This is a genomic window from Plantactinospora sp. B6F1 (assembly GCF_040120695.1).
Classification (GTDB): domain Bacteria; phylum Actinomycetota; class Actinomycetes; order Mycobacteriales; family Micromonosporaceae; genus Plantactinospora.
In genome coordinates this window covers 55,663-80,892 of the sequence record NZ_JBEEAC010000015.1, presented here as the reverse complement: position 1 = coordinate 80,892, position 25,230 = coordinate 55,663, and the positions used below count along the sequence as shown (strand labels likewise).

General features: G+C 72.7%; 25 protein-coding genes, 3 pseudogenes and 1 riboswitch. Of the genes and pseudogenes, 7 read left to right on the top strand and 21 right to left on the bottom strand.

Annotated elements, in window-relative coordinates; genetic code table 11:
* Positions 1-42: 42 nt before the first annotated feature.
* The 5 genes from ABNF97_RS19980 to ABNF97_RS19960 form a co-directional block, all read right to left on the bottom strand.
* Complete coding sequence (locus ABNF97_RS19980) at positions 43-2,052, bottom strand: sensor domain-containing phosphodiesterase (protein WP_349339394.1); 2,010 nt, start codon at positions 2,050-2,052, stop codon at positions 43-45.
* Positions 2,049-2,630 (bottom strand): sigma-70 family RNA polymerase sigma factor, encoded by a 582-nt coding sequence (locus ABNF97_RS19975; RefSeq protein ID WP_165436611.1) that lies wholly within the window; start codon positions 2,628-2,630, stop codon positions 2,049-2,051. Before ABNF97_RS19975 ends, ABNF97_RS19980 begins: the two co-directional genes overlap by 4 nt.
* Positions 2,627-2,803, bottom strand: coding sequence for a hypothetical protein (locus ABNF97_RS19970; RefSeq protein ID WP_165436612.1), 177 nt, complete (start codon positions 2,801-2,803; stop codon positions 2,627-2,629). The genes ABNF97_RS19975 and ABNF97_RS19970 overlap by 4 nt, the downstream gene beginning before the upstream one ends.
* 224 nt (positions 2,804-3,027) lie before the next feature.
* Entirely contained in the window at positions 3,028-3,534 is a 507-nt protein-coding gene (locus ABNF97_RS19965; RefSeq protein ID WP_130461029.1) for a DUF6328 family protein, read from the bottom strand.
* Positions 3,535-3,673: 139 nt separating this feature from the next.
* On the bottom strand, positions 3,674-4,423 hold the full coding sequence (locus tag ABNF97_RS19960) for a sugar isomerase domain-containing protein (protein WP_349339393.1): 750 nt from the start codon (positions 4,421-4,423) through the stop codon (positions 3,674-3,676).
* A 131-nt stretch (positions 4,424-4,554) separates the two neighbouring features.
* A riboswitch (TPP riboswitch) is annotated at positions 4,555-4,662 on the top strand.
* A 76-nt stretch (positions 4,663-4,738) separates the two neighbouring features.
* On the opposite strand from ABNF97_RS19960, the gene ABNF97_RS19955 reads away from it, so the two are divergent.
* From ABNF97_RS19955 to ABNF97_RS19945, 3 genes are read left to right on the top strand one after another with little or no spacing between them, the layout of a single operon-like run.
* A complete protein-coding gene (locus tag ABNF97_RS19955) occupies positions 4,739-5,329 on the top strand; it encodes an ECF transporter S component (protein ID WP_130461031.1) in 591 nt (196 codons plus the stop codon).
* Positions 5,330-5,354: 25 nt separating this feature from the next.
* A complete protein-coding gene (locus ABNF97_RS19950) occupies positions 5,355-6,890 on the top strand; it encodes an ABC transporter ATP-binding protein (protein WP_349339392.1) in 1,536 nt (511 codons plus the stop codon).
* Entirely contained in the window at positions 6,887-7,687 is an 801-nt protein-coding gene (locus ABNF97_RS19945) for a CbiQ family ECF transporter T component (RefSeq protein WP_130461033.1), read from the top strand. Before ABNF97_RS19950 ends, ABNF97_RS19945 begins: the two co-directional genes overlap by 4 nt.
* Before the next feature lie 259 nt (positions 7,688-7,946).
* Here ABNF97_RS19945 and ABNF97_RS19940 read toward each other — a convergent pair whose 3' ends face one another.
* Together ABNF97_RS19940 and ABNF97_RS19935 are read right to left on the bottom strand one after the other, a co-directional pair.
* The gene (locus tag ABNF97_RS19940; protein WP_349339391.1) at positions 7,947-8,138 is read right to left on the bottom strand and encodes a hypothetical protein; all 192 of its coding nucleotides are present in this window, start codon (positions 8,136-8,138) and stop codon (positions 7,947-7,949) included.
* Entirely contained in the window at positions 8,135-8,335 is a 201-nt protein-coding gene (locus ABNF97_RS19935; protein WP_349339390.1) for a hypothetical protein, read from the bottom strand. The genes ABNF97_RS19940 and ABNF97_RS19935 overlap by 4 nt, the downstream gene beginning before the upstream one ends.
* 223 nt (positions 8,336-8,558) lie before the next feature.
* Between ABNF97_RS19935 and ABNF97_RS19930 the strand changes: the two genes are divergently transcribed.
* The gene (locus tag ABNF97_RS19930) at positions 8,559-8,819 is read left to right on the top strand and encodes a GntR family transcriptional regulator (RefSeq protein WP_349339389.1); all 261 of its coding nucleotides are present in this window, start codon (positions 8,559-8,561) and stop codon (positions 8,817-8,819) included.
* Between the two features lie 63 nt (positions 8,820-8,882).
* Here the strand turns inward: ABNF97_RS19930 and ABNF97_RS19925 are convergent, their stop codons facing one another.
* The 3 genes from ABNF97_RS19925 to recO form a co-directional block, all read right to left on the bottom strand.
* Positions 8,883-9,140, bottom strand: coding sequence for a hypothetical protein (locus tag ABNF97_RS19925; protein ID WP_349339388.1), 258 nt, complete (start codon positions 9,138-9,140; stop codon positions 8,883-8,885).
* A 329-nt stretch (positions 9,141-9,469) separates the two neighbouring features.
* Entirely contained in the window at positions 9,470-10,282 is an 813-nt protein-coding gene (locus ABNF97_RS19920) for an isoprenyl transferase (RefSeq protein WP_207230701.1), read from the bottom strand.
* A gap of 8 nt (positions 10,283-10,290) precedes the next feature.
* Complete coding sequence (gene recO, locus ABNF97_RS19915) at positions 10,291-11,130, bottom strand: DNA repair protein RecO (protein ID WP_130461041.1); 840 nt, start codon at positions 11,128-11,130, stop codon at positions 10,291-10,293.
* 187 nt (positions 11,131-11,317) lie between these two features.
* Between recO and ABNF97_RS19910 the strand changes: the two genes are divergently transcribed.
* The gene (locus tag ABNF97_RS19910) at positions 11,318-12,103 is read left to right on the top strand and encodes a DUF4097 family beta strand repeat-containing protein (RefSeq protein ID WP_130461042.1); all 786 of its coding nucleotides are present in this window, start codon (positions 11,318-11,320) and stop codon (positions 12,101-12,103) included.
* Here ABNF97_RS19910 and ABNF97_RS19905 read toward each other — a convergent pair.
* The 11 genes and pseudogenes from ABNF97_RS19905 to ABNF97_RS19855 all read right to left on the bottom strand — a co-directional run bounded on the left by ABNF97_RS19905 (position 12,084) and on the right by ABNF97_RS19855 (position 21,726).
* Positions 12,084-13,226 carry an acyltransferase family protein gene (locus ABNF97_RS19905; protein ID WP_349339387.1) on the bottom strand — a complete coding sequence of 381 codons (1,143 nt, stop codon included), beginning with the start codon at positions 13,224-13,226 and terminating at the stop codon, positions 12,084-12,086. The genes ABNF97_RS19910 and ABNF97_RS19905 overlap by 20 nt on opposite strands.
* 95 nt (positions 13,227-13,321) lie before the next feature.
* Complete coding sequence (locus ABNF97_RS19900) at positions 13,322-14,161, bottom strand: NAD-dependent epimerase/dehydratase family protein (protein WP_130461044.1); 840 nt, start codon at positions 14,159-14,161, stop codon at positions 13,322-13,324.
* 34 nt (positions 14,162-14,195) lie between these two features.
* Positions 14,196-15,104 carry a GTPase Era gene (gene era, locus ABNF97_RS19895; RefSeq protein WP_349339435.1) on the bottom strand — a complete coding sequence of 303 codons (909 nt, stop codon included), beginning with the start codon at positions 15,102-15,104 and terminating at the stop codon, positions 14,196-14,198.
* A gap of 116 nt (positions 15,105-15,220) precedes the next feature.
* The gene (locus ABNF97_RS19890; RefSeq protein WP_349339386.1) at positions 15,221-15,616 is read right to left on the bottom strand and encodes a cytidine deaminase-like protein; all 396 of its coding nucleotides are present in this window, start codon (positions 15,614-15,616) and stop codon (positions 15,221-15,223) included.
* Positions 15,609-17,042 carry a CNNM domain-containing protein gene (locus ABNF97_RS19885; protein ID WP_130461046.1) on the bottom strand — a complete coding sequence of 478 codons (1,434 nt, stop codon included), beginning with the start codon at positions 17,040-17,042 and terminating at the stop codon, positions 15,609-15,611. Before ABNF97_RS19885 ends, ABNF97_RS19890 begins: the two co-directional genes overlap by 8 nt.
* Positions 17,042-17,509 carry an rRNA maturation RNase YbeY gene (gene ybeY, locus ABNF97_RS19880; RefSeq protein WP_130461047.1) on the bottom strand — a complete coding sequence of 156 codons (468 nt, stop codon included), beginning with the start codon at positions 17,507-17,509 and terminating at the stop codon, positions 17,042-17,044. The genes ABNF97_RS19885 and ybeY overlap by 1 nt, the downstream gene beginning before the upstream one ends.
* Positions 17,510-17,562: 53 nt before the next feature.
* Positions 17,563-18,105, bottom strand: a pseudogene (locus ABNF97_RS19875) (PhoH family protein); the annotation flags it as partial.
* 90 nt (positions 18,106-18,195) lie between these two features.
* Positions 18,196-18,675 (bottom strand): annotated as a pseudogene (locus ABNF97_RS19870) (LAGLIDADG family homing endonuclease); the annotation flags it as partial.
* Positions 18,676-18,948: 273 nt separating this feature from the next.
* Positions 18,949-19,695, bottom strand: a pseudogene (locus ABNF97_RS19865) (PhoH family protein); the annotation flags it as partial.
* Positions 19,696-19,920: 225 nt separating this feature from the next.
* Positions 19,921-21,312 carry a serine hydrolase gene (locus ABNF97_RS19860; RefSeq protein WP_130461049.1) on the bottom strand — a complete coding sequence of 464 codons (1,392 nt, stop codon included), beginning with the start codon at positions 21,310-21,312 and terminating at the stop codon, positions 19,921-19,923.
* A 60-nt stretch (positions 21,313-21,372) separates the two neighbouring features.
* Positions 21,373-21,726, bottom strand: coding sequence for an HIT domain-containing protein (locus tag ABNF97_RS19855; protein WP_130461050.1), 354 nt, complete (start codon positions 21,724-21,726; stop codon positions 21,373-21,375).
* Between the two features lie 75 nt (positions 21,727-21,801).
* On the opposite strand from ABNF97_RS19855, the gene ABNF97_RS19850 reads away from it, so the two are divergent.
* Both ABNF97_RS19850 and ABNF97_RS19845 read left to right on the top strand, forming a co-directional pair.
* Positions 21,802-22,563 carry an SDR family oxidoreductase gene (locus tag ABNF97_RS19850; protein WP_130461051.1) on the top strand — a complete coding sequence of 254 codons (762 nt, stop codon included), beginning with the start codon at positions 21,802-21,804 and terminating at the stop codon, positions 22,561-22,563.
* Between the two features lie 160 nt (positions 22,564-22,723).
* A complete protein-coding gene (locus ABNF97_RS19845; protein WP_130461052.1) occupies positions 22,724-25,201 on the top strand; it encodes a glycoside hydrolase family 3 C-terminal domain-containing protein in 2,478 nt (825 codons plus the stop codon).
* Positions 25,202-25,230: the final 29 nt, after the last annotated feature.

Genomic DNA, 25,230 nt, shown 5'->3' with positions numbered 1-25,230 from the left:
CGGGCCACGGTCGCGCCGAGCCGGTCGACGGTCGGATGCGGGCTATCCGGTGGCGGCCCGCAGCTCCCGCTCCGGGTCGGCCTCGGCCTCGGCCGACACCGGCGGCGTACGCGCCGGGCCGGTGACCGGCTTCGGCTTGCCGATGAGGTACCCCTGGGCGAAGTCCACCCCGTAGTCACGGAGCAGATCCCTGGTGGCCTCGTCCTCCACGTGCTCGGCCGCGGTCCGGATGCCCAACCCGCGGCACATCTCGACGATCGACCGCACGATCCCCCGGTTCGCCACCGAGTGCTCGATGCCGGCGATGAACTCGCCGCCCAGCTTCACCAGGTCCACCGGGAAGTAGGTGAGGAAGGCGAACGGCACGTGCCCGGAGCCGAAGTCGTCGAGCGCGAGCTGGCAGCCGAGCTGGCGGATCCCGTACGCGAAGTTGTGCGCCTCGGTCAGGTTGCCGATCCGCGCCGTCTCGGTGATCTCGAAGGTGAGCTGGCCGGGATCGACGTCGTACCGCTGGAGCCGCTCTTGCACCCGCTCCAGCAGGTGCGGGTCGCCGAGTGATCGCCCGGAGAGGTTCACCTGGTAGTGCGAGGTACGCGAGCCCCGGGCGATCAGCTCGATGGTGCGGTCGATCACCCACCGGTCGATCGGCAGGATCTCGTCCAGCCGCTCCGCGTCGCCGAGCAGGGTCGACGCGGAGTGCGCCTGCCCGCCGTCGTCGACCAGCCGGAGCAGGATCTCCTGCCGGGTGATCTGGTTGAGCCGCAGGTCGAGGATGGGCTGGGTGTAGAGGGTGAACCGGTTCTCCGCCACCGTGGCCCGTACCCGGCTGCGGCACAGTTCCCGGCGTTCGTCCTCGGCCGCCGGCCGGTCCAGGGCGACCCGGGCGACGCCGGTGCCCCGGGCCCGGCGCCAGGCCGTCTCCGCGTCCACGATCAGGTCGACGCCGCGGCTGCCGTCCCGCCCCTGGTAGCGGACCAGGCCACCCCAGGCGTCGACCAGCCGGGTCCGCCCCAGCACGAAGGACTGGGAGCGGATGCCGTCGATGATCCGCTCGGCGAGCGCGGTCGCCGAGCTGAGCGTTGTCCGCTGCATCAGTACCCCGAACTCGTTCGGACCGGTCCGGCCGCAGACGTCGGAGCGGCGGGTGACCCGGCGGACGACCTGGGCCACCGCCACCGCCAGCCGCTCCTGCTCGTCGCCGCCACCGGGCCCGCCGTCGCCACCGCCAGGTTCATCGTCGCCGCCGTTGTCCGGACCGACCGCCGGGCCGACCGCCGGGCCGACCGCCGATCCGACCGCCGGACCGACCGCCGATCCGACCGCCGGACCGACCGCCGGGCCGACCGGTTCGACGGCCACCACCAGCAGTACTCCCGGCCCGCCCCGCTGGGCGGTGTCGATCTCGTCGGCGAACCTGGCCCGGTGGAAGAGCCCGGTGACCGGGTCCCGGCCGGCCGGTTCCGCCTGCACCGTCTCGCGGCGGCGGGCCAGTCGCGCCTGCTCCTGGCGGGCGAGTTCGATCTCGGTGACGTCCCGGGCGGTGGCGACGATGCCGTACGGCCGGTTCTCCCCGTCGACGACGTATTCCAGGTGGCAGTGCACGTACCGGGTGACCCGGTCCGGGCGGACCACCCGGCAGGTCGTCTCCCGGACGGTTCGGTCCCGCCACACCGACTCGACCACCCGGCGTACCCCGTCGACGTCCTCGGGGTGGATCAGCCGGGTCAGCGCCGCGACCGAGTGCCGGACGGTGCCGGGCGGATGGCCGAGGATCAGGGCCATCTCGTCCGACCAGGTCAGCTCCGCGCTGGCCCGGATCCAGGTGATGGTGCCGAGCTTGGCCAACTGGGCCTCCCGGGTGATCCGGGCGACCTCGTCGGTGTCGGCGGTGAGCGGATCGCGTACCTCGATGTCGCCGGTCAGGTCGCGGCCCTCGGAGACCGCCCGCCGGTATTCCTGCTGCACCCGGCGGGTGGCCCGGCGGGCCCGGGCCCGTTCCAGCTCACTGCAGGTCCGGTCCGAGGCCAACGCCAGGATGTCGTCCAGGTTCATCCCCGCTCCCTCCCGGAGGGCGTGTCGAAGCCCGCCTGCTGGGCGAGTTCCTTCAACCGGTGCCGGGCCTCCTGCCGGTACGTCCGCACGGTGTTGTACGCGATGCCGAGGATGGCCGCGATCTCGTGGTCGGACCAGCCGTCGAGGGCCAGTACGAAGACCTCGGCCTGGCGGGGCGGCAACCTCGGCAACCAGCCACGCAGCAGTTCCCGGGCCTCAGCCGGGTCGGCCGGTTCGGCGAGCCGCTCCGGCGGTACCTCGTCCAGGCTCACCGTCACGTCCTGCCGCCGGCGCCGGTGCAGCACCAGCAGCTTGTAGCGGGCGGTCTTGTACATCCAGGCCAGCGGCTTCTCGTAGTCGCGGATCTGCTCCCACTTGTCCCGGGCGGTGATGAACGCCTCCTGTACGGCGTCCTCGACCAGACCCCGGTCCGGGCAGCGGGCGAGCAGGAAGCGCTCGACCTGTACGAAGTTCTGCTGGCAGAACGCCTCGAAGCTCACCTCTGACTCGGTCTGGCCCGCCCGGTCCCCCAACCGGGTGGCCGGATCGGCACGCACCACCGCGTTGTCCCCACTCACGCCGCCTCGCCCCCGTCTGTTCGACGGAGGCTGCGCAGTTCCCCGACCCGGTGCCCGTCGCGGTCCCGCGCGTGGACCCGTAGGTCGGTCGAGCCGCCGCCGGTCGACCGGATCAGACCCACCGGTACTGCCACCGAGCCACCGGTCGACAGTCCCCCCAGAACGTCGCTCATCCTCGCCTCTCGCGGTCCGTAGTTGTCGTTCCGGGTATAACTCTCCGTCAAGCGCCTTGGCGTAGGGGGCGACCCGCCAGGGTGAAGATGTCAATGATCAAAAAAGCGGCGACCACGTGCGGCATTTCCTCCGATCGGCCACAGTAGACAGGCCGATCGGGCGAGCACATGTACTGTCGAGTATGGATTACGCGCGGTGATGAGGTGGCGATCGGCCGGCATCCTCAGTCGATCGCGTCGGGGCGGGCCTCCGGCGGCTCGTCGTCGTCCTCGTCGGCCTCGCCCCAGTTGCGGCGCAGGAACGGCAGCGCGGCCCAGAAGGTCAGGAACCAGACCCCGGCCAGCCCGGTGAGCACGAACGCCAGCGGCCGGGGCAGCAGGAAGTCGGTGATCAGCAGCACCGAGCTGACCATCGCGATCAGCATGAAGGCCAGCCCGCCGCTGGCCATGCCGTGCGCGAACCGGACCAGTTCCGGCTTGCGCCCCTGCCGGAAGAGCGCCCGGTGAAAGGCGACCGGCGAGATGATCAGTGCGGTGGCGGCCGCCGCCGACAGCAACGCGACGATGTAGATGTCCTTCTGGAACGTGGTGGCTCGCGGAAACCCGCTGCTGAAGGGGAGGGTGAGCAGGAACGCGAACAGGATCTGCACGCCGGTCTGCGCCACCCGCAGTTCCTGCAACAGGTCGGCGAAGTTGCGCTGCCAACGCTGTTTCTCCGTCTCGACGGCCACCCGGGCCACCTCCGCTTCCGGTCGAATGTGGCAGCAGTGTGCCCTGACCGGCCGTACCCGAAACGCGAGGAAGCCTCGACGGTGACCCGGAAGCGGTAAGGGAGACAACCCGGGCGGCGCCGGAGTCGGGGTGCCGGGGTCAGCCGCCCCGGCGGATCCGGCCGGCGTACCGGGCCTCCAGGGTGTTGTTGTGCTCGTCGCTGTCCGGGATGTTCGCCGAGAGGTAGACCGGAGGCTTCTCCCCCGCCTCGACCAGCCGGCGGACCACCTCCACCACGACCTGCTGGGCGAGGAGCGCGGCGGTGATCGACGACACCGCACCGACCGCACCGCCGCCGGGCAGCGGCAACGCCGCGTCGCCGTACGGGGCGCCGTTGTCGAGTACCACGTCGGCGAGGTCGCTCAGCTTGCGTCCGGACGGATGCCGGGACGGCACCCGTGCGGAGTGCTGCTGCGACGTGATCGCGATCAGCCCGTGGCCGCGCTCCTTGACCAGCGACGCGAACTCGACGATCGTGCCGTTCACCCCCGAGTTCGAGGCGATCACGAAGACGTCCCGAGGGTCGATCGGGGTCAGCTCGTAGAGCCGGCCGGCCACGCTCGGGTCCCGCTCCAGGGTGGGGCCGAGGATGTCGACCGGCTCGCCGCCGCGCAACACCAGGTCCCGCAGCGCGATCCGGTTGGTCGGGACCAGCCCGCCGGCCCGTCCGGCGATCTCCATGGCCAGCGCCTCCGAGTGGCCGGTGCCGAACGCCTGCACCACTCCACCGGCCCGCAGCGCGTCGCCGACCAGGTCGGCCGCCCGGAGTACGCCGTCGCGGGCAGCGGCCGCGACCCGCCCGATCGTCTCGGTGACCAGGTCGAGATAGCCCTCGGGGCTCAGTGTCACGCCGCACGCGTCCCTTCGAGATGTTGATCTGGGCCATCCAGCCTATCCCGTGGGATCGTGCGCGCCGCCACATCCGCCGGTCGCACGCTGTCGGCGCGGCGGTATCCGGTGTACCGTCTGCGGAACAACAGCACATCCGACAGGGGAGCGCACAGCGCTGAGAGTGCGGGTGACACACCCGCAGACCCTCGAACCTGATCTGGGTAATGCCAGCGCAGGGAGTTCGGTCGAGTCTCCAGCCGCGCCGCAGTCCGGGCAGTCCCGGGTTGCGGCGTGCGTCTTTCCTGGTCCACCACGTGACTGGGAGGCATGCTCATGAGTTCGTCCACCACCGCCAGATGGCGCACCGTCGACATCATCGTCGCCTCGGTCATCGCGGTCGCGTTCGGGGTCATCTTCTGGGCCTGGAGCCTGGTCTGGAGCGCCACCGAGGGTGCCTTCACCTTCTTTCCGCCGGCCCAGGCGCTCATCTACGGCATCTGGCTGGTGCCCGGAGTACTCGGCGGCCTGGTGATCCGCAAGCCGGGTGCGGCGCTGTACTGCGAGTTTCTCGCCGCCTTCGTCTCGGTGCTGCTCGGCAGCCAGTGGGGCACCGTCGCGATCATCCAGGGACTGGCCCAGGGCGTCGGCGCCGAGGCGGCCTTCCTCGCCGTCCGCTACCGCTCGTTCCGGCTGCCGGTCGCGGTCGGCTCCGGTCTGTTGGCCGGTCTCGCCGCCGCCATCTTCGACCAGATCCGCTACTACTCGGAGCACGACTTCGACTCTTTCCGGCTGCCGGTCTTCCTCCTCACCGTGCTCAGCTCGGCGATCGTGGCCGGTGCCGGTGGCTGGGCATTGACCCGGGCGCTGGCCCAGACCGGGGTGCTGGACCGGTTCCCGGCCGGCCGCGACCGCACCGCCGTGTGAGCGGCGCGAACCCGGTGGTGACGTCGTGAGCGAGGTGCGGCTACGCGGCTTCGGCTGGCGGCACGCCGGCCGCCGGGCCTGGGCGGTCCGCGACGTCGACCTGCGGATCGGGCACGGCGAGCGGGTACTCCTGCTCGGCGCCTCCGGTTCCGGCAAGAGCACCCTGCTCGCGGCGCTGGCCGGACTGCTCGCCGAGGACTCCGGCGAGCAGTCCGGCAGCGTCGAGATCGACGGGCTCGATCCGCGCAAGGCCCGGGAGCGGGTCGGCATCGTCTTCCAGGACCCGCAGACCCAGCTGGTGATGGCCCGCTCCGGCGACGACGTGGCGTTCGGCCTGGAGAACCGGGGGGTACCGGCGGAGGAGATCTGGCACCGGGTCACCGAGGCGCTGGACCGGGTCGGCTTCCCGTACGGCCCGGACCGGTCCACCGCCGCGCTCTCCGGCGGCGAGCAGCAGCGGCTCGCCCTGGCCGGGGTGCTGGCGCTGCGGCCCGGGCTGCTGCTGCTGGACGAGCCGACCGCCAACCTGGACCCGGCCGGCGCCGCGCTGGTCCGGGAGGCGGTCCGGTCGGCGGTCGACGACGACACCACGCTGATCCTGGTAGAGCACCGGGTGTCGGAGGCGCTGCCGCTGGTCGACCGGGTGGTGGTACTCGAACCGGGTGCCGGGGTGTGTGCCGACGGCGCTCCGGGTGAGGTCTTCGCGGCACACGGCGCGGAGCTGGCCGCCGCCGGGGTCTGGGTGCCCGGGCCGCCGCCGGCACCGCGCCGGTCCACGAGCGGTCCCGGTGCGGTGTTGCTCGCCGCCGACCGGCTCGGCCTGCCACCCCGGCTGGCAAGCACCGATCTGCGGGTACGTGCCGGCGAGGCGCTCGCGGTGCTCGGCCCGAACGGTGCTGGCAAGTCCACCCTGGCGCTGCTGCTCGGCGGGCTGCTCCGGCCCGGCGCCGGCCGGCTCTCGGCCACCGAGACACTGGCCGGCCGGCACGCCGGCACCGCACCGCACCGGTGGCGGGCACCGGTGCTGGCCGACCGGATCGGCTCGGTCTTCCAGGACCCGGAGCACCAGTTCGTCCGCACCACCGTCTTCGAGGAGCTGGCGCTCGGGCCGCGTCGGGCCGGTCGGCCGGAGGCGGTGGTCCGGTCGGTGGTGGACGAGCTGCTGGCCCGGCTCCGGCTGGACCGGCTGGCGGCGGCCAACCCGTACACCCTCTCCGGCGGCCAGGCGCGGCGGCTGAGCGTGGCGACGGCGCTGGCCACCGCACCCCGGCTGCTCATCCTGGACGAGCCGACCTTCGGCCAGGACCGACGTACCTGGCTCGAACTGGTCGAGCTGCTCGCCGAGCTGCGCGACGACGGGCACGGCATCGTCACCGTCACCCACGACGCCGACTTCGTCGCCGCGCTCGCCGACCGGACGCTCCGGCTCCGCGACGACGCGTCGGAGCGACCCCGGCAGCCCAGCGACGACGCGTCGGAGCGACCCCGACGGCCCGGCGACGACGCGTCGGAGCGGCCGGTGGAGCGGGCCGGCACCGGATCGGCCGGGCGGGACCGATGATCCCGTACCAGCCGATCGCCGCCCCGCACGCGGCGCTGGCCCGGCGCAATCCGGTGGCCAAGGTCGCCGCTGCGCTGGTCGTCTCGGTGGCGCTGATCGCCACGGTCGATCCGGTGGCCCCGGCGGTGGCGATCGGGTTCGAGCTGGCCGTGGTGCCACTCTTCGGCGTCCGGTACACCGAACTGGCCCGCCGGGCCTGGCCGCTGCTGCTCAGCGCCCTCGGCATCCTCTGCACCCTGGTGCTCTTCGCCGCCGAGCGGACCGGCAGCCTGCTGTGGCTGGTCGGGCCGGTGGAGATCACCACCGGGGTACTGGCCACCGCGCTGGGGATGGCACTGCGGGTGATCGCGGTGGCGCTACCCGGCGTACTCGTCTTCGCCACCACCGATCCCACCGACCTGACGGACGCGCTCATCCAGAACGTCAAGGCATCGCCCCGGTTCGCGATCGGGGCGCTGGCGGCGTTCAGGCTGGTGCCACTGCTCGGCCTGGAGTGGCGGATGTTGACCCTGGCCCGGCGGGCCCGGGGCGTCGACGCCGGACGGAACCCGCTGGCCCGGCTGCGGCTGTTCGGCTCGACCGGGTTCGCCCTGCTGGTCGGGGCGATCCGCCGGGGTACCCGGTTGGCCACCGCGATGGACGCGCGGGGCTTCGACTCGGGCACGCCGCGTACGTCGGCGCGCCGACAGCGGTTCACCGCGGCCGATGCCGCACTCATCCTCGGGGCGGTGGCGCTGGCCGGCGGGGCGCTCGCGGTCAGCGTCGCGCTGGGCACCTTCCGGCCACTGGTCGGCTGAGCCGGCCGGTGCGGTGCCGCCCGGGGCCGGCCGGTCCCACAGTCAGCCCAGGGTGGCGATCTCGATGTTTCCGTACGCGACCCGGTGGAACGGATCCCGCTCCGGGGCCGGCTCGGAGAAGATGCCCAGCAGCACCCGGCCGGCCACCGGCGCGGTGTCGCGGGCCGTACCGACCCGCCGGCCGTTCTGAACTGTGGAAACGACGGAACCCGCGGCCGATTCTCTGGCCGGGGGTTCCGCGTGTCGGGAGCTGTTCGGATCAGCCCCGGCAGTAGTACGGCTCGTACTCGTACAGTGCCGTCCGACCCTCCCCCCGGTCGTGCTCGGAGAGGGTCAGCCGTGTCACGGGGATCATGACGCGCTGCCCCGTCGTGCCGGAACCCGCGTCAAACCACACCTCCACCGTGTCCGCCTTCGGCAGCTCACGCGGGCCGATCGCCAGGATCGTCACGAGACCGGCCTTCCGCTCGAACCGGTGGGATCGAACCGCGCCAGCACGGCGGCCCGCTCCCGGCGGGACAGCGCCGGAGTGTGTGCCCACATGGAGAGCAGACGTCCGGCGCTGGGCCGGTCGGTGGCCTCGAACGCCCGGAGCGCGTTCTCCGCCCGGTCGATGACAGGGCTCTTGCCTGGCGGGTAGAGCGCCATCAGGCGGGCGGATGGGGGTTCGTCTGGCGGGGCGGGGAAAACTGTTCATCGGGTCGGACCTCCCGTGTCCGATCAAGGCCCCGGGTTGGCGTGTCCGCGCCGCTCGGGGCCGCCTTGTCTGGGTACTGACCGGGACTTTACCGCCACGCCGCCTAGGTTGCCTAGGGTGCCCTGGGTGCCGTTATTGCCGTGGGTGCTCGGGTCGCCCCTGATGATGAAGGGCATGGCTACAGAGATCGACCCGATGTCACCGGTGCCGCGATACCGGCAACTCGCGGCGATCCTGCGTGCGGCGATCGAGGCCGGCCAGTACCCGCCGGGGAGCCGGCTCCCGTCAGAGAAGACGCTGACCCAGACCCACGGCGTAGCCCGAGAGACCGCATCCAAGGCGATGGACGCACTGGCGGCCGAGGGCCTGGCCGTGATGGTCCCCGGCGTGGGCTGGCACGTCCCAACCGGGAGGGCCGGGGGTCTTGGCGCTTAAGCGCCACGACCCCCGCCGTCAATAAACGCCCCGGCCTGGGATCGGGCCGGGGCGTACGGCGACTCAGCTGCGCCGGAAGGCGTACCGGCGGGCCGACGCGGCGCCCCGGCCACGTCCGACCCCGGCCGGGCCACCGCCGTTGCGGATCGTCGGACCGGCCTTCGGCGCCATCGGTCGCTGCGGCGCCGGAGTGTCGTCGTCACCCGGCAACACGATCGGGGTGGCGAGTTCGATCGAGTCGTCCTCGGGCCGGCCGACCCGGGCTGGGGAGCCGGTTCCGGTCGAGCCGGTGGTCTTCCTAGACTTTCGGTTGGCAGGCATACGGTGTTCTCTCCTCCTGGTCGGACCGCCCTGCGCGCACGGCAGCAACGGCGCGGGAATGGGATCTGCGGGAGTCCGTTCGCGGAGGTGTCACCGATTCGGTGACGGGTCGCCAGAAAAGCGGAACGGCACGGACGCCCGGGGCGCTCACACCCGCGCCGCGCAGAACAGGCGGGCGGGTCGGCTCGGTTGAAGGGGGCATCAGTACCGCATGCCGAGACCATAACCCGGGCCGTTGCCCGGACGCACCTGTTTTCCGGCTCGGAGTTGCGCTGGTCACCGCATCGACGGCCGGCGGCGTCCGGTCGGTCGGTCGGTCGGTCGGTCGGTCAGCCCAGCGCCGGCCCGGGTGCGACCGGGTTGGGCAGGGCACCACCGAACCGGCGGTCCCGCTGGGCGTACAGCTCACAGGCGTACCAGAGGTGGCGGCGGTCGAAGTCCGGCCAGAGGGTGTCCAGGTAGACCAGCTCGGCGTACGCGCTCTGCCAGAGCAGGAAGTTCGAGATGCGCTGTTCGCCGGAGGGACGGAGGAACATGTCGACCGGCGGCACCTCGGGGTGGTAGAGGTACCGGGAAATCATCTTCTCGTTGACCTTTGCCGGGTCCACCCTGCCGGCGGCGACGTCCCGGGCGATCGCGGCGGCGGCGTCGGCGATTTCGGCCTGCCCCCCGTAGTTGACACAGAACTGCAGGGTCAGCGTCGAGTTCCCTCGGGACATCTCCTCGGCCGTCTGCAACTCCGAGATCACGCTCTTCCAGAGCCGGCCGGCCCGCCCGGACCAGACCACCCGGACCCCGAGCTCCACCAACTGGTCACGGCGGCGCCGGATGACCTCCCGGTTGAAGCCCATCAGGAAGCGGACCTCCTCCGGCGACCGCCGCCAGTTCTCCGTGGAGAAGGCGTACGCCGAAAGGTAGGGGATGCCGAGTTCGATTGCGCCCTCGATCGTGTCGAAGAGGGAGTACTCGCCCTGCTCGTGACCCTTGGTGCGGGGCAGTCCGCGCTGCTTGGCCCACCGCCCGTTGCCGTCCATCACCACCGCCACGTGCTTCGGCAGCGCCTCGGCCGGCAGCGCCGGAGGCCGGGCCCCGGACGGGTGCGGGGTCGGTGGGACCGGCGCCCGGCGGGCCCGGTTGGTCATCGCTCGGATCACTGCGCTTCCTTCGCTACGTCCGCCGGGCCGGGTCGCGGGGCGGGCCGCACCCGTTCCGTACGCTCGCCGATCGCTCCCCTGTCGACCAGCGGCAACGAGCGTAACCCCCGCTCCAGATGCCATTGCAGGTGTGCCGCCACCAGCCCGCTGCACTCCCGGCGGTGCGGCGGCTCGGCGGCGTCCGCCGTCCGCCAGTCGCCGGAGACGAGCGCGGTCATCAGGTCGAGGGTGGCCGGCGCCGGGTGGGCAGCGCCGGGTGGGCGGCAGTCCGGGCAGACACAGCCCCCGGCGGGTACGGAGAACGCGCCGTGCCGGCCCGGCGTACCGCAGACGGCGCAGGCGACCAGCGCCGGCGCCCAACCGGCCAGCCCCATCCCGCGCAACAGGTAGGCGTCCAGCACCAGGGTGCTGGCGTGCTCCCCGTCGGCGAGTGCGCGCAGCCCGCCCAGGGTGAGCTGGAACAGCCGCAGCGACGGCTCCCGCTCGACCGGGGTGAGCCGCTCCGCCGTCTCGGCGATCGCGCTCGCCGCCGTGTAGCGGGGATAGTCGGCGACGAACGCCTTGCCGTAGAGCCGGATCCCCTCGACCTGGCTGATCGAGTGCAGCGAACTGCCCTGCTCGCCCTTGGGGTCACCGGCGATCTGGAGGTCGACGTGGCCGAACGGCTCCAGCCGGGCGCCGAACCGCGAGGTGGTCCGGCGGACCCCCCGGGCCACCGCCCGCAGCCGGCCGTGCCGGCGGGTCAGCAGGGTGATGATCCGGTCGGACTCGCCGAGCTTCTGGACGCGCAGCACCACCGCGTCGTCGCGGTACAGCTGTCGGCGGTACCCGGGCATCCACCCATTGTTCCCTGCCGGCACATCCGGCCGGCGGCCCGGTCCCGGGGCACGTCCGGTCCTGGACGCCCGGTCCCGGGCCGCGGTTTCCGGGTGCGACCCTGAGACGGTTCTCAGGGTCCGGATCGGGGTGGGTAGGTGGCGGACCCGGATGCCCGGCGGACGGCCGGCGCCATACCCTTCGACAATGCTGGTTTCCCGGACCACCGCCCTGACCGGCGGGCTCGCCCTGGTCGCCATGGTCGCCCTGGCCGGCTGCGACGGCCTCGCCGAACAGCGCCTCACCTACGACCGCACCGAGGACGTGAAGATCACCGAGGTCGAGGTGCTCCCCGGCTCCGGGGACGTGACGGTACGCACCGGAGCGGTGCAGAACGTCCGGATCAAGCGGGTGGTGCAGTACCGTGGCCCCGAGCCGAGCGACGCCACCTACCGGATCGACGGTACGACGCTCGTCCTGGACACCGACTGCGGCAGGCACTGCGGGGTGTCCTACGACATCCTCGCCCCGGCCGGCATCGCGTTGCACGGCGAGAACGGCTCCGGTGACATCGCCCTGACCGCGCTGACCGAGGTGGACATCAAGGTCGGCTCGGGCGACATCGCGGTGACCGATGCCAGCGGTGCGGTACGCGTCGAGACCGGTTCCGGGGACATCACGCTCGACCGGCTGCCCGGCACCGTCACGGCACGGGCCGGCTCGGGGTCGATCGAGGGCCGCTCGTTGGGTGCCGGCAAGGTGAACGCGCAGACGGGGTCCGGCGACATCAGGCTGACCCTCGGCACCGCCGGCTCGGTCCAGGCCAGCGCGTCGAGCGGCTCGATCGAGCTGACCGTCCCGGCCGGCGACTACCGGGTACGGGCGCACGCCGACTCGGGCGACGTCGACGTGACGGTGCCGGACGACCCGGCCGCGGAGTCGGTACTCGACGTACGGACCGGTAGCGGCGACATCACCGTCCGGTCGAACTGAGGCCGGCGGGCCCGCTGGTCGGCGTACTCGGCACGAGGTCCTCCGCACCCGGCTGCGCGGCGTCGGCCGACGCCCCGACCGGGCCACCGGTCGACGCCCGGGCGGTGCCACCGGACGGTGCCCCGGCAGTACCGCCGGGCAGCAGGCACGGCGGTCGCCGCGCCGCCAGATCCTCGACCCAGCCGAAGAGCACGACCGCGACCGCTACCAGCACCGCGACGGCGGCCAGCCGGGCCGCCAGGCCGAGCGCGGAGGAATGGGCCAGCCCCCACCCGGAGAGGAGCTCACCCAGAACGATCACGAAGGGCATGTGCCAGAGATAGACCGTCAGCGCCCGGCTGTTCAGCACGGTCACCGTCCGGCCGAACGGCGCCCATCGGTCGACCCAGGCGGCGGCCGACGGGGCCAGCCCGAAGACCAGCAGTACGAAGGCGACCGACCAGAGCGCGTTGCCCAGCGGTACGTCGTTCAGGTCGTAGCCGCGCGGCCCCTGGTGGGTGAGGATCCAGCCGAGGCCGGCCGCACCGACCGGCACCGCCACCGCGAAGAGCAGCCGGCGGGACATCCGCCGCAGCAGCCCGTCGTGCTGGGCGAAACCGAGCAGCCAGGCGCCGTAGTAGAGCCCCACGTCGCGGAGCACCCCCGGCGCGTCCGGATAGCCGAACTCGACGACCCCGAGCAGCAGGTACGGCGCGAGCAGCGTCGGTACCGGCCAGCGCCGGAACAGCCGAAGGGCCAGTGGTGAGAGGAGGACGAACCACAGGTAGTCGCGCAGGTACCAGATCACGCTCAGCACCAGCGCGCCCCAGGGGTTGGCCGGTGGATCGGCCAGCGGCAGTACCCAGAACACCAGCCGCCACGACGGCGCCAGTCCGGTGAGCAGCATGGCGGGTACGAAGATCAGTGCCACCAGCCAGAACGACGGCAGCAGCCGACGCAGCCGACGGCCGACGGCGGCCGTGCCCCAGCGGTCGAGGGAACTGGCCATCAACGACCCGGCGAGCGCGAACATCACCGACATGGCGGGGAACGCCAGGGTCAGGAAGGCCCAGCCGGTGACGTGGTAGACGACGACACGGACGATGGCAAGGCAGCGGAGCAGGTCGTAGTACCGGTTTCGCATCAGCCTGACTTGTCGCCGGGTGGAGGGGACACCGGTCCCTTTCTACCCCGGATCGCCGCCACCGCAACTCGACCCCGGGCAGGATGCCCCGCGGGTCAGCGCCGCTCGCCGAGCGGATAGCCACAGAACTGCGCGCCGACCAGACCGGCGGTGGCGGCCTCGCCGTCGAGCGGGCGCACTCGGTCGGCGTAACGCTCGGCGTCGTCCTCCGGCTCGTACCCGATCTCCCGCCCCTCCGCCAGCGACCACCAGCGGCGGCTGTTCCGGCTGATTCCCCAGAGCAGTCGGAAGCCGCTGGCGTCTGCCCGCAGGCAGGCGTCCACCAGCCGGGCGCAGTCGTCCGGGGAGATCCAGTTCTCCAGCGCGCTGATGCCGGGCGGTTCCGGGAAGCAGGCGCCGAACCGCACCGCGAAGACGGTCATGCCGAAGCGGTCGGCGTAGAGGCTGCCGAGCGATTCGACCGCCGCCTTGGACCAGCCGTAGTAGGTGTTCGGGCGGGCCGGAGCCGCCGCCGGCACCCCGTCCGGCCCGGTCGGTGCCGGTACCCCGGCCGGCTCCGGGCTGCTGCCGGCCCGGCGGTACCAGCCGGCGGCGTGGATCGACGAGGCGAGCACCACCCGGGGTACCCCGGCCGCCCGGGCCGCCTCCAGCAGGCACTGGGTACCCGCCACGTTCGTCCGGAGCAGTTCCGCGAAACCATCCTCACCGGGAATCGCCGCCAGGTGCAGTACGGCGTCGACTCCGGCACAGGCCGTGGCCAGAGCCGCCGGGTCGAAGAGGTCGGCACGGACGATCTCCACCGGTTCGCCGGGTGCCGCCGGAGGCTGCTCGGCGACATCGAGCAGCCGCAGAATCCGCTCGGGGCCGGCCAGCCGAGGCCGGAGCAGCCGCCCGACCCGGCCGGCCGAGCCGGTCACCAGTACCCGTGCCGGCATCCGTGCTCCCTCCCCCGACCGGCCGCAGGCGGATTCAGAAGCCGAGCTTGCGCAGCTGCTTCGGGTCCCGCTGCCAGTCCTTGGCCACCCGGACGTGCAGGTCGAGATAGACCCTGGTGTCGAGCAGTTCCTCGATCTGCTGCCGGGCCCGGATGCCAACCTCCTTGAGCCGGCTGGCCCGGGCCCCGATCACGATCGCCTTCTGGCTCGACCGTTCCACATAGACGTCGGCGTAGATCTTAATCAGCCGGTCCTCGGGAATCATCTCCTCGACCACCACGGCGATCGAGTGCGGCAGCTCGTCCCGGACCCCCTCCAGAGCCGCCTCCCGGATCAGCTCGGCGATCAGGATCTGCTCCGGCTCGTCGGTGAGCATGTCGTCCGGATAGAGCTGCGGCGACGACGGCAGGTAGCCGGTCATCACGTCGACCAGGGTGTCCACCTGGTGCCCGGAGACGGCGCTGACCGGTACCACCTCGGCGAAGTCGCCGAGTTCGGCGACCGCGAGCAACTGCTCGGCCAGCCGCTTCCGGTCCACCAGGTCGGTCTTGGTCACCACCGCCAGCACCGTGGCCTTCAGCTCGGCCAGCTCGCCGGTGATGAACCGGTCGCCCCGGCCGACCGGCTCGTCCGCCGGGATGCAGAGCCCGATCACGTCGACCTCGCTCCAGGTCTGCCGGACCAGGTCGTTGAGGCGCTCGCCGAGCAGCGTACGCGGCCGGTGCAGCCCCGGGGTGTCGACCAGGACGAGCTGCGAGTCGGGCCGGTGCAGTACGGCGCGGATCACGTGCCGGGTGGTCTGCGGCTTGTTGGAGGTGATCGCGATCTTCTGCCCGACGATCGCATTGGTCAGCGTCGACTTGCCGGCGTTCGGCCGCCCGACGAAGCAGGCGAACCCCGCCCGGTAACCGGCCGCACCGTCAGCCGACCGGTTGCCGGCCATGCCGTCAGCCGAGCGATTGCCGGCCGCGCCGCCGCCCGAGCGGTTGCCGGCCGCCTGGCGGGTCGACCGCTGGCCGGAGTGCGGAGCGGTCGGCCGCCGCCCGGAGCGTGGTGCGGTCACTCCAGCACCGTGCCGAGCAGGGTGCCGTCCGGAGCGGCCACGTGGATCGGCGCGTCCGCGGCGAGGTCCCGGACGGCGGCGTGCCCGGCGCCGTCCAGCGTCGACGCCTCGGTCACCACCGCACCGGCCTCCAGCCGGATGGCTCCGGCGGCGACCGCCGAGGCGACCGCGAGCTGCAGCGCGGTGATGGTCAGCGACGGCAGTGAGACGCTGGCGGCGGCGTACGTCCGGCCGTCCTGGTCGCGTACTGCCGCGCCCTCGACCGCGCCGATCCGGGCCCGGGCGCCCCGGGCCAGCACCACCAGCTTGGCGTCCTCGGCGGTCAGCTCGACCGTTGCCGACGGGGTGTGTCCGCCGACCTGCGTGGTCGGCACGGCGGACGGTTCAGGCATCTGCGGGTTGCCTCTCCTCGGCCCGGGAGTGCTGCTCCCGGGTGCTCTGTGCGCCCCGGAGTTCGGGGTCGGTGCGGGTCTGCGGCTGCTCCGGCTCGTCGGCCTCGGTGAGCCGGCGGACCAGTACGGAGTCGATGTGGTTGCGCCGGCCGGTGGTACCCTCGGCGACCAGCCGCAGCCCGCCCACGTCGGCCGAGGCGCCGGGCAGCGGCACCCGGCCGAGGGCCTGGGCGAGCAGCCCGCCGACCGTCTCCACCTCGTCGGTCGGCAGCTCGACGTCGAAGAGCTCGCCGAGATCCTCCACCGGCAGCCGGGCGGTGACCCGCACCTGCTCGTCGTCGAGGTGCTCGATGGGCGGCCGCTCGACGTCGTACTCGTCGGTGATCTCGCCGACGATCTCCTCCAGGATGTCCTCGATGGTGACCAGCCCGCCGGTGCCGCCGTACTCGTCGACGACGATCACCATGTGGGTGCGGGCCGCCTGCATCTCGGAGAGCAGATCGTCGACGGGCTTCGACTCGGGCACGAAGGTGGCGGCACGCATCACGTCGGAGACCGGCCGCCCGCCGGCGTCGGGGTCGCCGCCCTGGGTCTGCCGGATCACGTCCTTGAGGTAGAGCACCCCGAGCACGTCGTCGACGCTGTCGCCGATCACCGGAATCCGGGAGAAGCCGGATCGGAGGAAGAGCACCAGCGCCTGCGGCAGCTTCTTGTGCGCCTCGATCCAGACCATCTCGGTACGCGGCACCATCACCTCGCGGACGATGGTGTCGCCGAGCGCGAAGACGGAGTGGATCATCTGCCGTTCGCCGTGCTCCACGACGCCGCGCTGCTCGGCGAGGTCGACCAGCTCGCGCAGCTCGACCTGGGTGGCGAACGGGCCCTCCCGGAAGCCGCGCCCCGGGGTCACCGCGTTGCCGATCAGGATCAGCAGCGAGGCGAGCGGGTTGAGCACCCGGCCCAGCCAGCGGACCAGCGGCGCGGTGGCCCGGCCGACCGTGTAGGCGTGCTGCCGGCCGATGGTGCGCGGCGCCACGCCGACCACCACGAAGCTGACCAGGGTCATCGCCCCGGCGGTGACCAGGGCGGCGGTCCAGCCGGCGCCGAAGGTGTCCACCGCGACCAGCGCGACCAGGACGGTCGCGGTCAGTTCACAGAGCAGCCGCAGCAACAGCAGCAGGTTGATGTGCCGGACCGCGTCGGCGGCGACGACCTGGAGGGTACGCGCGCCGCGTACGCCGTCCCGGGCCAGCTCGCCGGCCTGGGCCGGGGAGACGGCGGCGAGCGCGGCGTCGGCCATCGCGAAGATCCCGGCGAGCACCACCAGCCCGGCGGCGAGGAAGAGCAACTGGATGTCGGGCAGGCCACCCGGACCGCTGACGGACGACGCCAGCGACGCGGGCAGCGCGGCTAAATGACCAGGCATCACTGGACCCGCGCCGCGCGCCAACTGTCCAGGAGCCGCGCCTGTAGCGCGAACATCTCCCGTTCCTCCTCCGGTTCGGCATGGTCGTAGCCGAGCAGGTGCAGTACGCCGTGCACGGTGAGCAGGTGCAGCTCGTCGGCGGCCGAGTGCCCGGCGGCGGCGGCCTGCTTGGCGGCGACCTCCGGACAGAGCACGATGTCGCCGAGGAGTGCCGGCTCACCGCCGTTGACCTCGCCGGGCCCGTGGTCGACGCTGCCCTCGTCCATCGGGAAGGCGAGCACGTCCGTGGGGCCGTCCCCACCCATCCAGCGGTGGTTCAGCTCGGTCATGTAGTCGACGTCGACGAGCAACACCGACAGCTCGGCGAGGGAGTTCACTCCCATCTCGTCGAGGGCGTGCCGGGCCACGGCGAGCACGGCGTCGGTGTCGACGGCGCTCCCCGACTCGTTGGCGATCTCGATGGACACCTGGTTCCCCTGTTGGACTGTCAGAAGCTGTGGTGACTGCACTGTCGGCCGGACTAGCGGCGCCGGCCGGCCCGGCCGCCGTGCGCGGTCCGCCCCGGTACGGCGTGCACGCCCTGGCCCTGCTGCTGGGACTCCCGCTCGGCGTCCCAGCGGGCGTACGCGTCCACGATGTCACTGACCAGCCGGTGCCGCACGACGTCGGAACTGGAGAGCTGGGAGAAGTGCACGTCCTCCACGCCCTCCAGGATCTCGCGCACGGCGCGCAGCCCGCTGGTCGTGCCGCCGGGGAGGTCGACCTGGGTCACGTCACCGGTCACCACGATCTTGGAGCCGAAGCCGAGCCGGGTGAGGAACATCTTCATCTGCTCGGGCGTGGTGTTCTGCGCCTCGTCGAGGATGATGAAGGCGTCATTGAGCGTGTTGTGGGTGACCAGGAAGTGGTCGGTGACGTACAGCGAGTCCTCCGCCGCGACCTGGATGCACATCGTCTCCTGCACCCCGGCGGGGAGGATCGAATCGATGAAACGCATCGGCCGGCCGCCCCCGTGCGCATCGTAGAGCCGGCGCTTGCGGTCCAACCGGAACGGGGCGATCCCCTCCGGCAGCCGGATCTCCACGACGTAGGCGTCCGCCCGGTACGGAACCGCGCGACCGTTCGCGAGGCCGGGCTTGCGCCCCTCCGCCGCCCGAACCCGCCAGGAAGCCACCCCACCGAGCGACTGGACCAGATAGATGACGTCGTCGCGCAGCCGGGCGGATGTCGTCGAGTACTGCACCCGGCAGGTGCGCCCCGGCTGGACGACCGGCCCGCCGTCCGTGTCCAGCAACCCCTGGAGCACGGCCAGGCGGATGTCGACGCCGTTGCGCTTGTACACCTCCGGCACGAACTTGGTGCCGGAGGTGGTCCCGGCCAGCTCCAGTTCGCGGAGCGCGACGGTCACCGGATTGGCGACGATCACGCCACCACGGCCACCGTTGACGTGCCGGAGGACGTAGTCGATGTCACCCTTGCGGACGAGTTCGATGCCGGGAAGCGCCGCCTCGAGCGCGACCGCCAGCTCCGGGTCCGCCGTGGTGAATCCCGGCGTCGCCCGGCACGAGATGGAGCCGTCGCCGAGCAGCAGACCGAGGGCGTACGGGTCGAGCGGAACCTCCTGCGGCTCCATCTGCACGGGTGCCACGACCGGGAGTTCGTAGCGGTGGATGTAGCCACGCCGCTCCTTGCCGATCATCTCCTGCGTTTCGAGGGTGCGCTGGCGGCCGCGTCGCTTATCCTCGGGTGTCGCGACCGTCCAGAGGTGCTCACCGCAGCACAGGGTGGACGCGCCGTCCTGAGTGGTAACCCGGTAGACCTGCTTGGGCCCCTGCGGGTAGATGCCGATCACCGGCGTGGGCGTGCCGTTCGAGCCGATGACCAGATCACCGATCTGAAGTGAACCGAACGGCTTGAATCCCTCTGGAGTCAGAACCCGCGCATCGTACGGCTGTGCACGGCCCCGCATATATGCCAGCGGCGCGACCTCGATCGTCCCGGCGGCCATCAGCTTCGGGATGGAGTCCGGGTCGAGCATGTCGTGCAGCGCGTCGTAGAGCGGACGCAGGTAGGGGTCGATCTTCTCGTGCAGGGTGCCGGGCAGGAAGCCGAGCCGCTCGCCGGCCTCGACCGCCGGGCGGGTCAGGATGATCCGGTTCACCTGCTTGGCCTGGAGCGCCTGCACGGCCTTGGCCATCGCCAGGTAGGTCTTGCCGGTGCCGGCCGGGCCGATGCCGAAGACGATCGTCTTACCGTCGATCGCGTCGACGTACCGCTTCTGGCCCAGCGTCTTGGGCCGGATGGTCCGGCCGCGCCGGGACAGGATGTTGAGCGTCAGCACCTCGGCGGGGCGCTCGGTGCCGCCCTGTTCGATCATGCCGAGGGTACGCCGCACGGCGTCGGTGGTCAGCGTCTCGCCCTTCTCGATCAACTCAAGCAGCTCGGTGAAGAGCCGCGAGGCGAAGGCGTTGTCACCGGGAGCACCGGTGAGGGTGATCTCGTTTCCCCGGACGTGCACGTCGCTGGGGATCGACCGCTCGATCAGCCGCAGGATCTCGTCGCCCGCGCCGAGCAGGTTAACCATGATCTTGGGGTCAGGAACCGTGATCCTGGTCTGCACCCGGGCCTGCCCCGGGGGTGGGGTACCGGTCATGGGTCGGGCCCGAAGCCCTGTGCCACCTGCTTCCGATCTCGGTGTCGCGGTGCCAGCGGGAACTTCCCGGCTGGTCGCGGCGTACGGACGTTGCAGTCATCGTATCCGTTCAACGCCGATGGCACGCTGCCCATTTCCGCCACCGACCACCGACCTGGGCAGCGGCCCGGATCACCCGCCGATCCGGACATCGTTGGCACAACCGGACAGCCGTGACGGCAACCGTCAACCGGCGCGGAAGTCGAACCGGTCGAAGGTCTCCTGCCGCCGGGTGAACCGGTAGGTGGCCCAGTGCATCCGAATCACCTCGCCCCGGTCGTCCCGGGTCAGCCGGAGCAGCTCGCCGACCTCCCGGCCGGAGACCGTACGCAACACGTCCGGCCGGTCCGGCAGCGGCGCGAAGACGGCCGGCGGCCTGCCGGCCGGGTCCGCCGCCCCCCGGGCCCGCAGGGCGCCGTCCCGCCACGAGAAGACGTACTCGAAGCCCTCGCCCCACCAGCGGCCGAGCAGCCCACGGTATGGCTCCGGGGCCGGCCCGCCCGGGCTCCACGGCACGATGTCGGCGGGATCGTCCCGGGCCGAGGCGGCCATGATCTGGTGCGCCAGCTCGTTGACCACGACGCCGGTGCCGGAGGAGCCGAGCACCGCGCAGCCCATCGCCCCGGGGGTGCCGGCGCCGCCACGCCGGCCGTAGACACAGGCCAGGAAGCCGGGCATCGCGCCGTCGTGGCCCACGTGCACGACCCGCTCGGCGGCACCCGGAGCGTCCCGCTGGGGCACCAGGATCAGGCCCAGCCCGAACCCGGCGGTCCAGAGCGACTCGTCGGTCACCGTCAGCGGCCAGCGCATCTCGTCGAGGGTGTCCGGCCGGAGTACCGCACCGGTCGGGTCCAGCGCCGCCGGGTCGGCCAGGAACGCCGCCCAGCGGGCCATGTCCGGAGCGGTGCTCCAGAGCTGCGCCGCCGGCCCGACCGCGCCGAGGTCGGTGTTCGGCTCCGGCCGGGCGTGGTCGGAGTAGGCGTCGACCAGGAAGCCTGTCGCCGCACCCGCCGGCGGGTGCGTGACGGTGTGCGCCAACCCGAGCGGGCCGAGCACCCGGTCGGCGAGCACCTCCGCCCAGGTGCCGCCGCGCAGCCGGGCGACCGCCTGGCCGAGCAGCGCGGCGCCGAGATTGGAGTAGTGGTACCGGCGGGCCGGCGGCAGCACCCGCTCGGCCCGGTCCAGGTCGGCGAGGAACTCGTCGAGTTCCGGGGTGTGCAGGGTGTCCCACACGTCGCCGTACGGCTCGCGCTGCACCCCGGAGGTGTGCGACAGCAGCCGGCGTACGGTCAGTTCGCCGTGTGCCGGTACGTCCAGGTGCGCCCCGATCGGGTCGTCCAGGTCGAGCAGCCCGTCGTCCCGGCACTGCAACACGAGTACGGCGGTGAGGGTCTTCGTCACCGAGCCGATCCGGAACGCCGTGTCCGGCCCGAGCGGGGCGTCGTTGCCGGTGCTGCCGACCGTGCAGGTCCAGAGCGGTCGGTCGGCCCGGTGCAGCGCGGCCGAGACCGCCGGGATCCGGGACTCCGCCTGCGCCTGCCGGACCAGCCGGGCCAACCGCCGGGCAACCTCCGTCATGATCCCTCCTCGCCCGCGATCCGCTCGTCCAAGATCACGGATCTTACGCCCGGCCCCTGCTCAGCGGGCGACCATCGGCCCCAACGGCGCGCCGCCGAGCACGTGGGCGTGGGCGTGGAAGACCTCCTGGCCGCCGTACGGACCGGTGTTGAAGATCAGCCGGAAGCCGTCGGCGACCAGTCCCTCGGTCTCGGCCACCACCGCCGCGGTGCCGAGCACCTCGCCGGCCAACCCCGGATCGGCCCCGGTCAGGGTCACCACGTCGGCGTAGTGCTCCTTCGGGATCACCAGCACGTGCACCGGCGCCTTCGGGTCGATGTCCCGGAAGGCGAGGGTGGTTTCGGTCTCCCGGACGACGGTGGCCGGGATCTCGCCCGCGACGATCCGGCAGAACAGGCAGTTGGTCTCCATCACCGGAATCGTAGGGGCTGCCGTTCGGCGACGCGGCCCGGCCAGCCCGGTCCGTCCGGCGACCGGCATCATGATCCGATGAGCGGACGAGCGGTACTGGTGACGGGCGCGTCCCGGGGAATCGGGCGAGCGGTGGCGATGGCCTTCGCCGCCGGTGGCGATCGGGTGGCGGTGCATCACCGCGACTCGGCCCCGCTGGCCGGACAACTCGTCGCGGCCCTGCCCGGCGAGGGGCACGTGGTGGTCCGGGCCGACCTGGCCGACCCGGACGAGGTGCGCGCGATGGTCGACGACGCGGCCGACCGGCTCGGCGGACTCGACGTACTGGTGAACAACGCCGGGGTGTTCGGCAGCGCGGAGGCCGGGCATCCGGTCTTCGACTCCTCCTACGAGCAGTGGCAGCAGCAGTGGCGCCGCACGCTCGACGTCAACCTGCTCGGTGCGGCCAACACCATCTGGTGCGCCGCCCGGCACCTGCGGAACCGGGGCGGCCGGATCGTCAACGTCTCCTCCCGGGGCGCGTTCCGCGGCGAGCCGACCCAGCCGGCGTACGGCGCGAGCAAGGCCGGGCTGAACGCGCTCGGCCAGTCCCTCGCGGTGGCCCTGGCCCCGTACGGCATCGCGGTCGCCACCGTCGCGCCCGGCTTCGTCGAGACCGACATGACCAACGAGCACCTCAAGGCGCCGCGCGGCGACGCGATCCGGGCGCAGAGCCCGTTCCACCGGGTCGCCCGGCCGGAGGAGATCGCCGCCGCCGTGCACTGGCTGGCCTCACCCGAGGCGGAGTGGGCCTCCGGCACCATAGTGGACCTCAACGGCGCCTCCTACCTGCGCACCTGACCCCGCCGCCCAGCCACCGGCCGGCGCCGGGGGCACCCTGCGGTGTCGGGACAGCGGCCGTCGGGCGGCGCGACGTGCCGACGACCGCGGCTCTGCGGTGTCCTGAGCGGCCTCCGGCTGGCAGGATGATCGATATCCGGCCGGTGGAGGGGGCGCGAGGATGACGGTGGATCGGCAGGACGGGGCGACGGTCGACGCGGACGCCACGGCCAGGAGCGGAGCCGACGCGGTGCTCGAACGGGCGCTCGCCGCGCTGGACCTGGAGACCAAGGTCCGACTCCTCTCCGGCCAGGACTTCTGGACCCTGCCGGCCGTACCCGCGATCGGGCTCGACTCGCTGGTGATGTCGGACGGCCCGATCGGGGTACGCGACGTCCGCTGGGCCCCGGACGACCCGTCGATCGCCCTGCCCAGCCCGACCGCGCTGGCCGCCACCTGGGACCCCGGGCTGGCCCGGCAGGCGGGTCGGGTGCTCGCCGCCGAGTGCCGGCGCAGGGGCATCCACCTGCTCCTCGCCCCCACCGTCAACCTGCACCGCAGCCCGCTCGGCGGCCGGCACTTCGAGTGCTACTCGGAGGATCCGCTGCTCAGCGCCGAGATCGGCGTCGGCTACGTCACCGGCGTACAGGACCTCGGTGTGGGCGCCACGGTCAAGCACTTCGTCGCCAACGACTCGGAGACGGAACGGATGACCGTGGACGTCCGGGTCTCCGAACGGGCGCTCCGGGAGCTCTACCTCGCCCCGTTCGAGCGGATCGTCGCCGCCGGGGTCTGGGCGGTGATGGCCGCCTACAACGGGGTCAACGGGCACACCATGACCGAGCACGCCGGACTGCTCCGGGAGCTGCTCAAGCGGGAGTGGGGCTTCGACGGGATCGTGGTCTCCGACTGGACGGCGGCGAGGACCACCGAGGCGTCCGCGAACGCCGGACTCGACGTGGTGATGCCGGCCGTCGGCGACCCCTGGGGTGCCGCGCTGGTCGCCGCCGTCCGCGCCGGCTCCGTCGCCGAGGCGGAGGTGGACGACAAGGTACGTCGGGTGCTCCGGCTCGCCGGTCGGGTCGGACTGCTCGACGGCGTACCCCCGGCGGTGGACCCGGCCGATCTGCCGCGCGCACCGGACGGTGCCACCCTGGCGCACGTGGTGGCGGTCCGCTCCTTCGTGCTGGCCCGCAACGACGGCGACCTGCTGCCGCTCGATCCGGGCCGGCTGCGCCGGGTCGCGGTGCTCGGCGCGCTCGCCGACGACGCGCGGATCCAGGGCGGCGGCAGCGCCCTGGTCGCGCCGCCACACGTGATCTCCCCGCTCGCCGGGCTGACCGCCGCGCTCCCCGACGCCGACCTCGGGTACGCGGTCGGCGCCGACCCCCGGCTCCGGCTGCCGGCCGCCGGCGGGGTGGCGTGGACCCCGATCGTCGCGACGCTGCGCGACGCCGACGGCCGGGAGCGCTACCGGACCGAACTGGACCGGGCGACGGTGCGCTGGATGGGCGACCCGCCGGACGGGCTGCCCCCGGACGATCTCGCCGCGGTCGACCTCACCGCCACGCACACGCCGCTGCGCACCGGCACCGCCCGGCTCGCGGTCGAGGGCTTCGGCGTCTTCACCCTGGTCGTGGATGGCGTGGAACTCTTCGACGGCCCGCTCTACGACCCGGCCGAGGAGCCCGGCACGGTCTTCCGGGCCACCGTCGAGCGCCGGTTCGAGCTTCCCGTCCGGGCCGGTGAACCGGTCGAGGTACGGCTCACCCAGCGGATGGTCGACGGCGACCACCCGGGCTTCGTGTCGTTCACCCTCGGGCACGCCGAGCCCGCGGTCGCCTCGGCGGACGAGCTTCTCGACGAGGCGATTCGGACGGCGACCGGGGCCGACGTCGCGGTGGTGGTGGTCGGCACCACCGAGGAGGTGGAGTCGGAGGGGTTCGACCGGGGCACGCTGGCGCTGCCCGGCCGGCAGGACGAACTGGTCTCCCGGGTCGCGGCGGCCAATCCCCGGACGGTCGTGGTGGTCAACGCCGGCTCACCGGTGCTGATGCCCTGGGCCGACGAGGTGGCGGCGATCCTGCTCACCTGGTTTCCCGGCCAGGAGGCCGGGGCGGCGCTCGCCGACGTGCTGCTCGGCCGGGCGGAGCCGGGCGGGCGGCTCCCCACCACCTGGCCACGCCGGCCGGAGGACTGCCCGGCGCTCTCCACCACCCCGACCGACGGGGTCCTCGACTACCCCGACGAGGTTTTCGTCGGTTACCGGGGCTGGCGGGCCGAGCCGCTCTTCCCGTTCGGGCACGGGCTCGGCTACACCGACTGGGCGTACGAGTCGCTGACCGTCGAGGCCGGACCGGGCGGGCCGGTCGCGGTGGTCACCGTCCGCAACGCCGGTCGCCGTCCCGGCCGCGAGGTGGTGCAGGTGTACGCCGGCCCGGCGGCGACCGAGTCGGACCGTCCGGTCCGCTGGCTGGCCGGCTTCGCCGCTGCCGAGGCGGCTCCCGGGGAGGCGGTGACCGTCCGGGTACCGCTGCCGGGCCGCACCTTTCAGGTCTGGGAGCCGGACGGCGGCTGGCGGACCCGACCGGGCCGGTACCGGCTGGAGGCGGCACACAGCATCGCCGACATCCGCCGGAGCACCACCCTCGACCTCTGACACCCGGCGCCCAGAACCCGGTGCCGGCC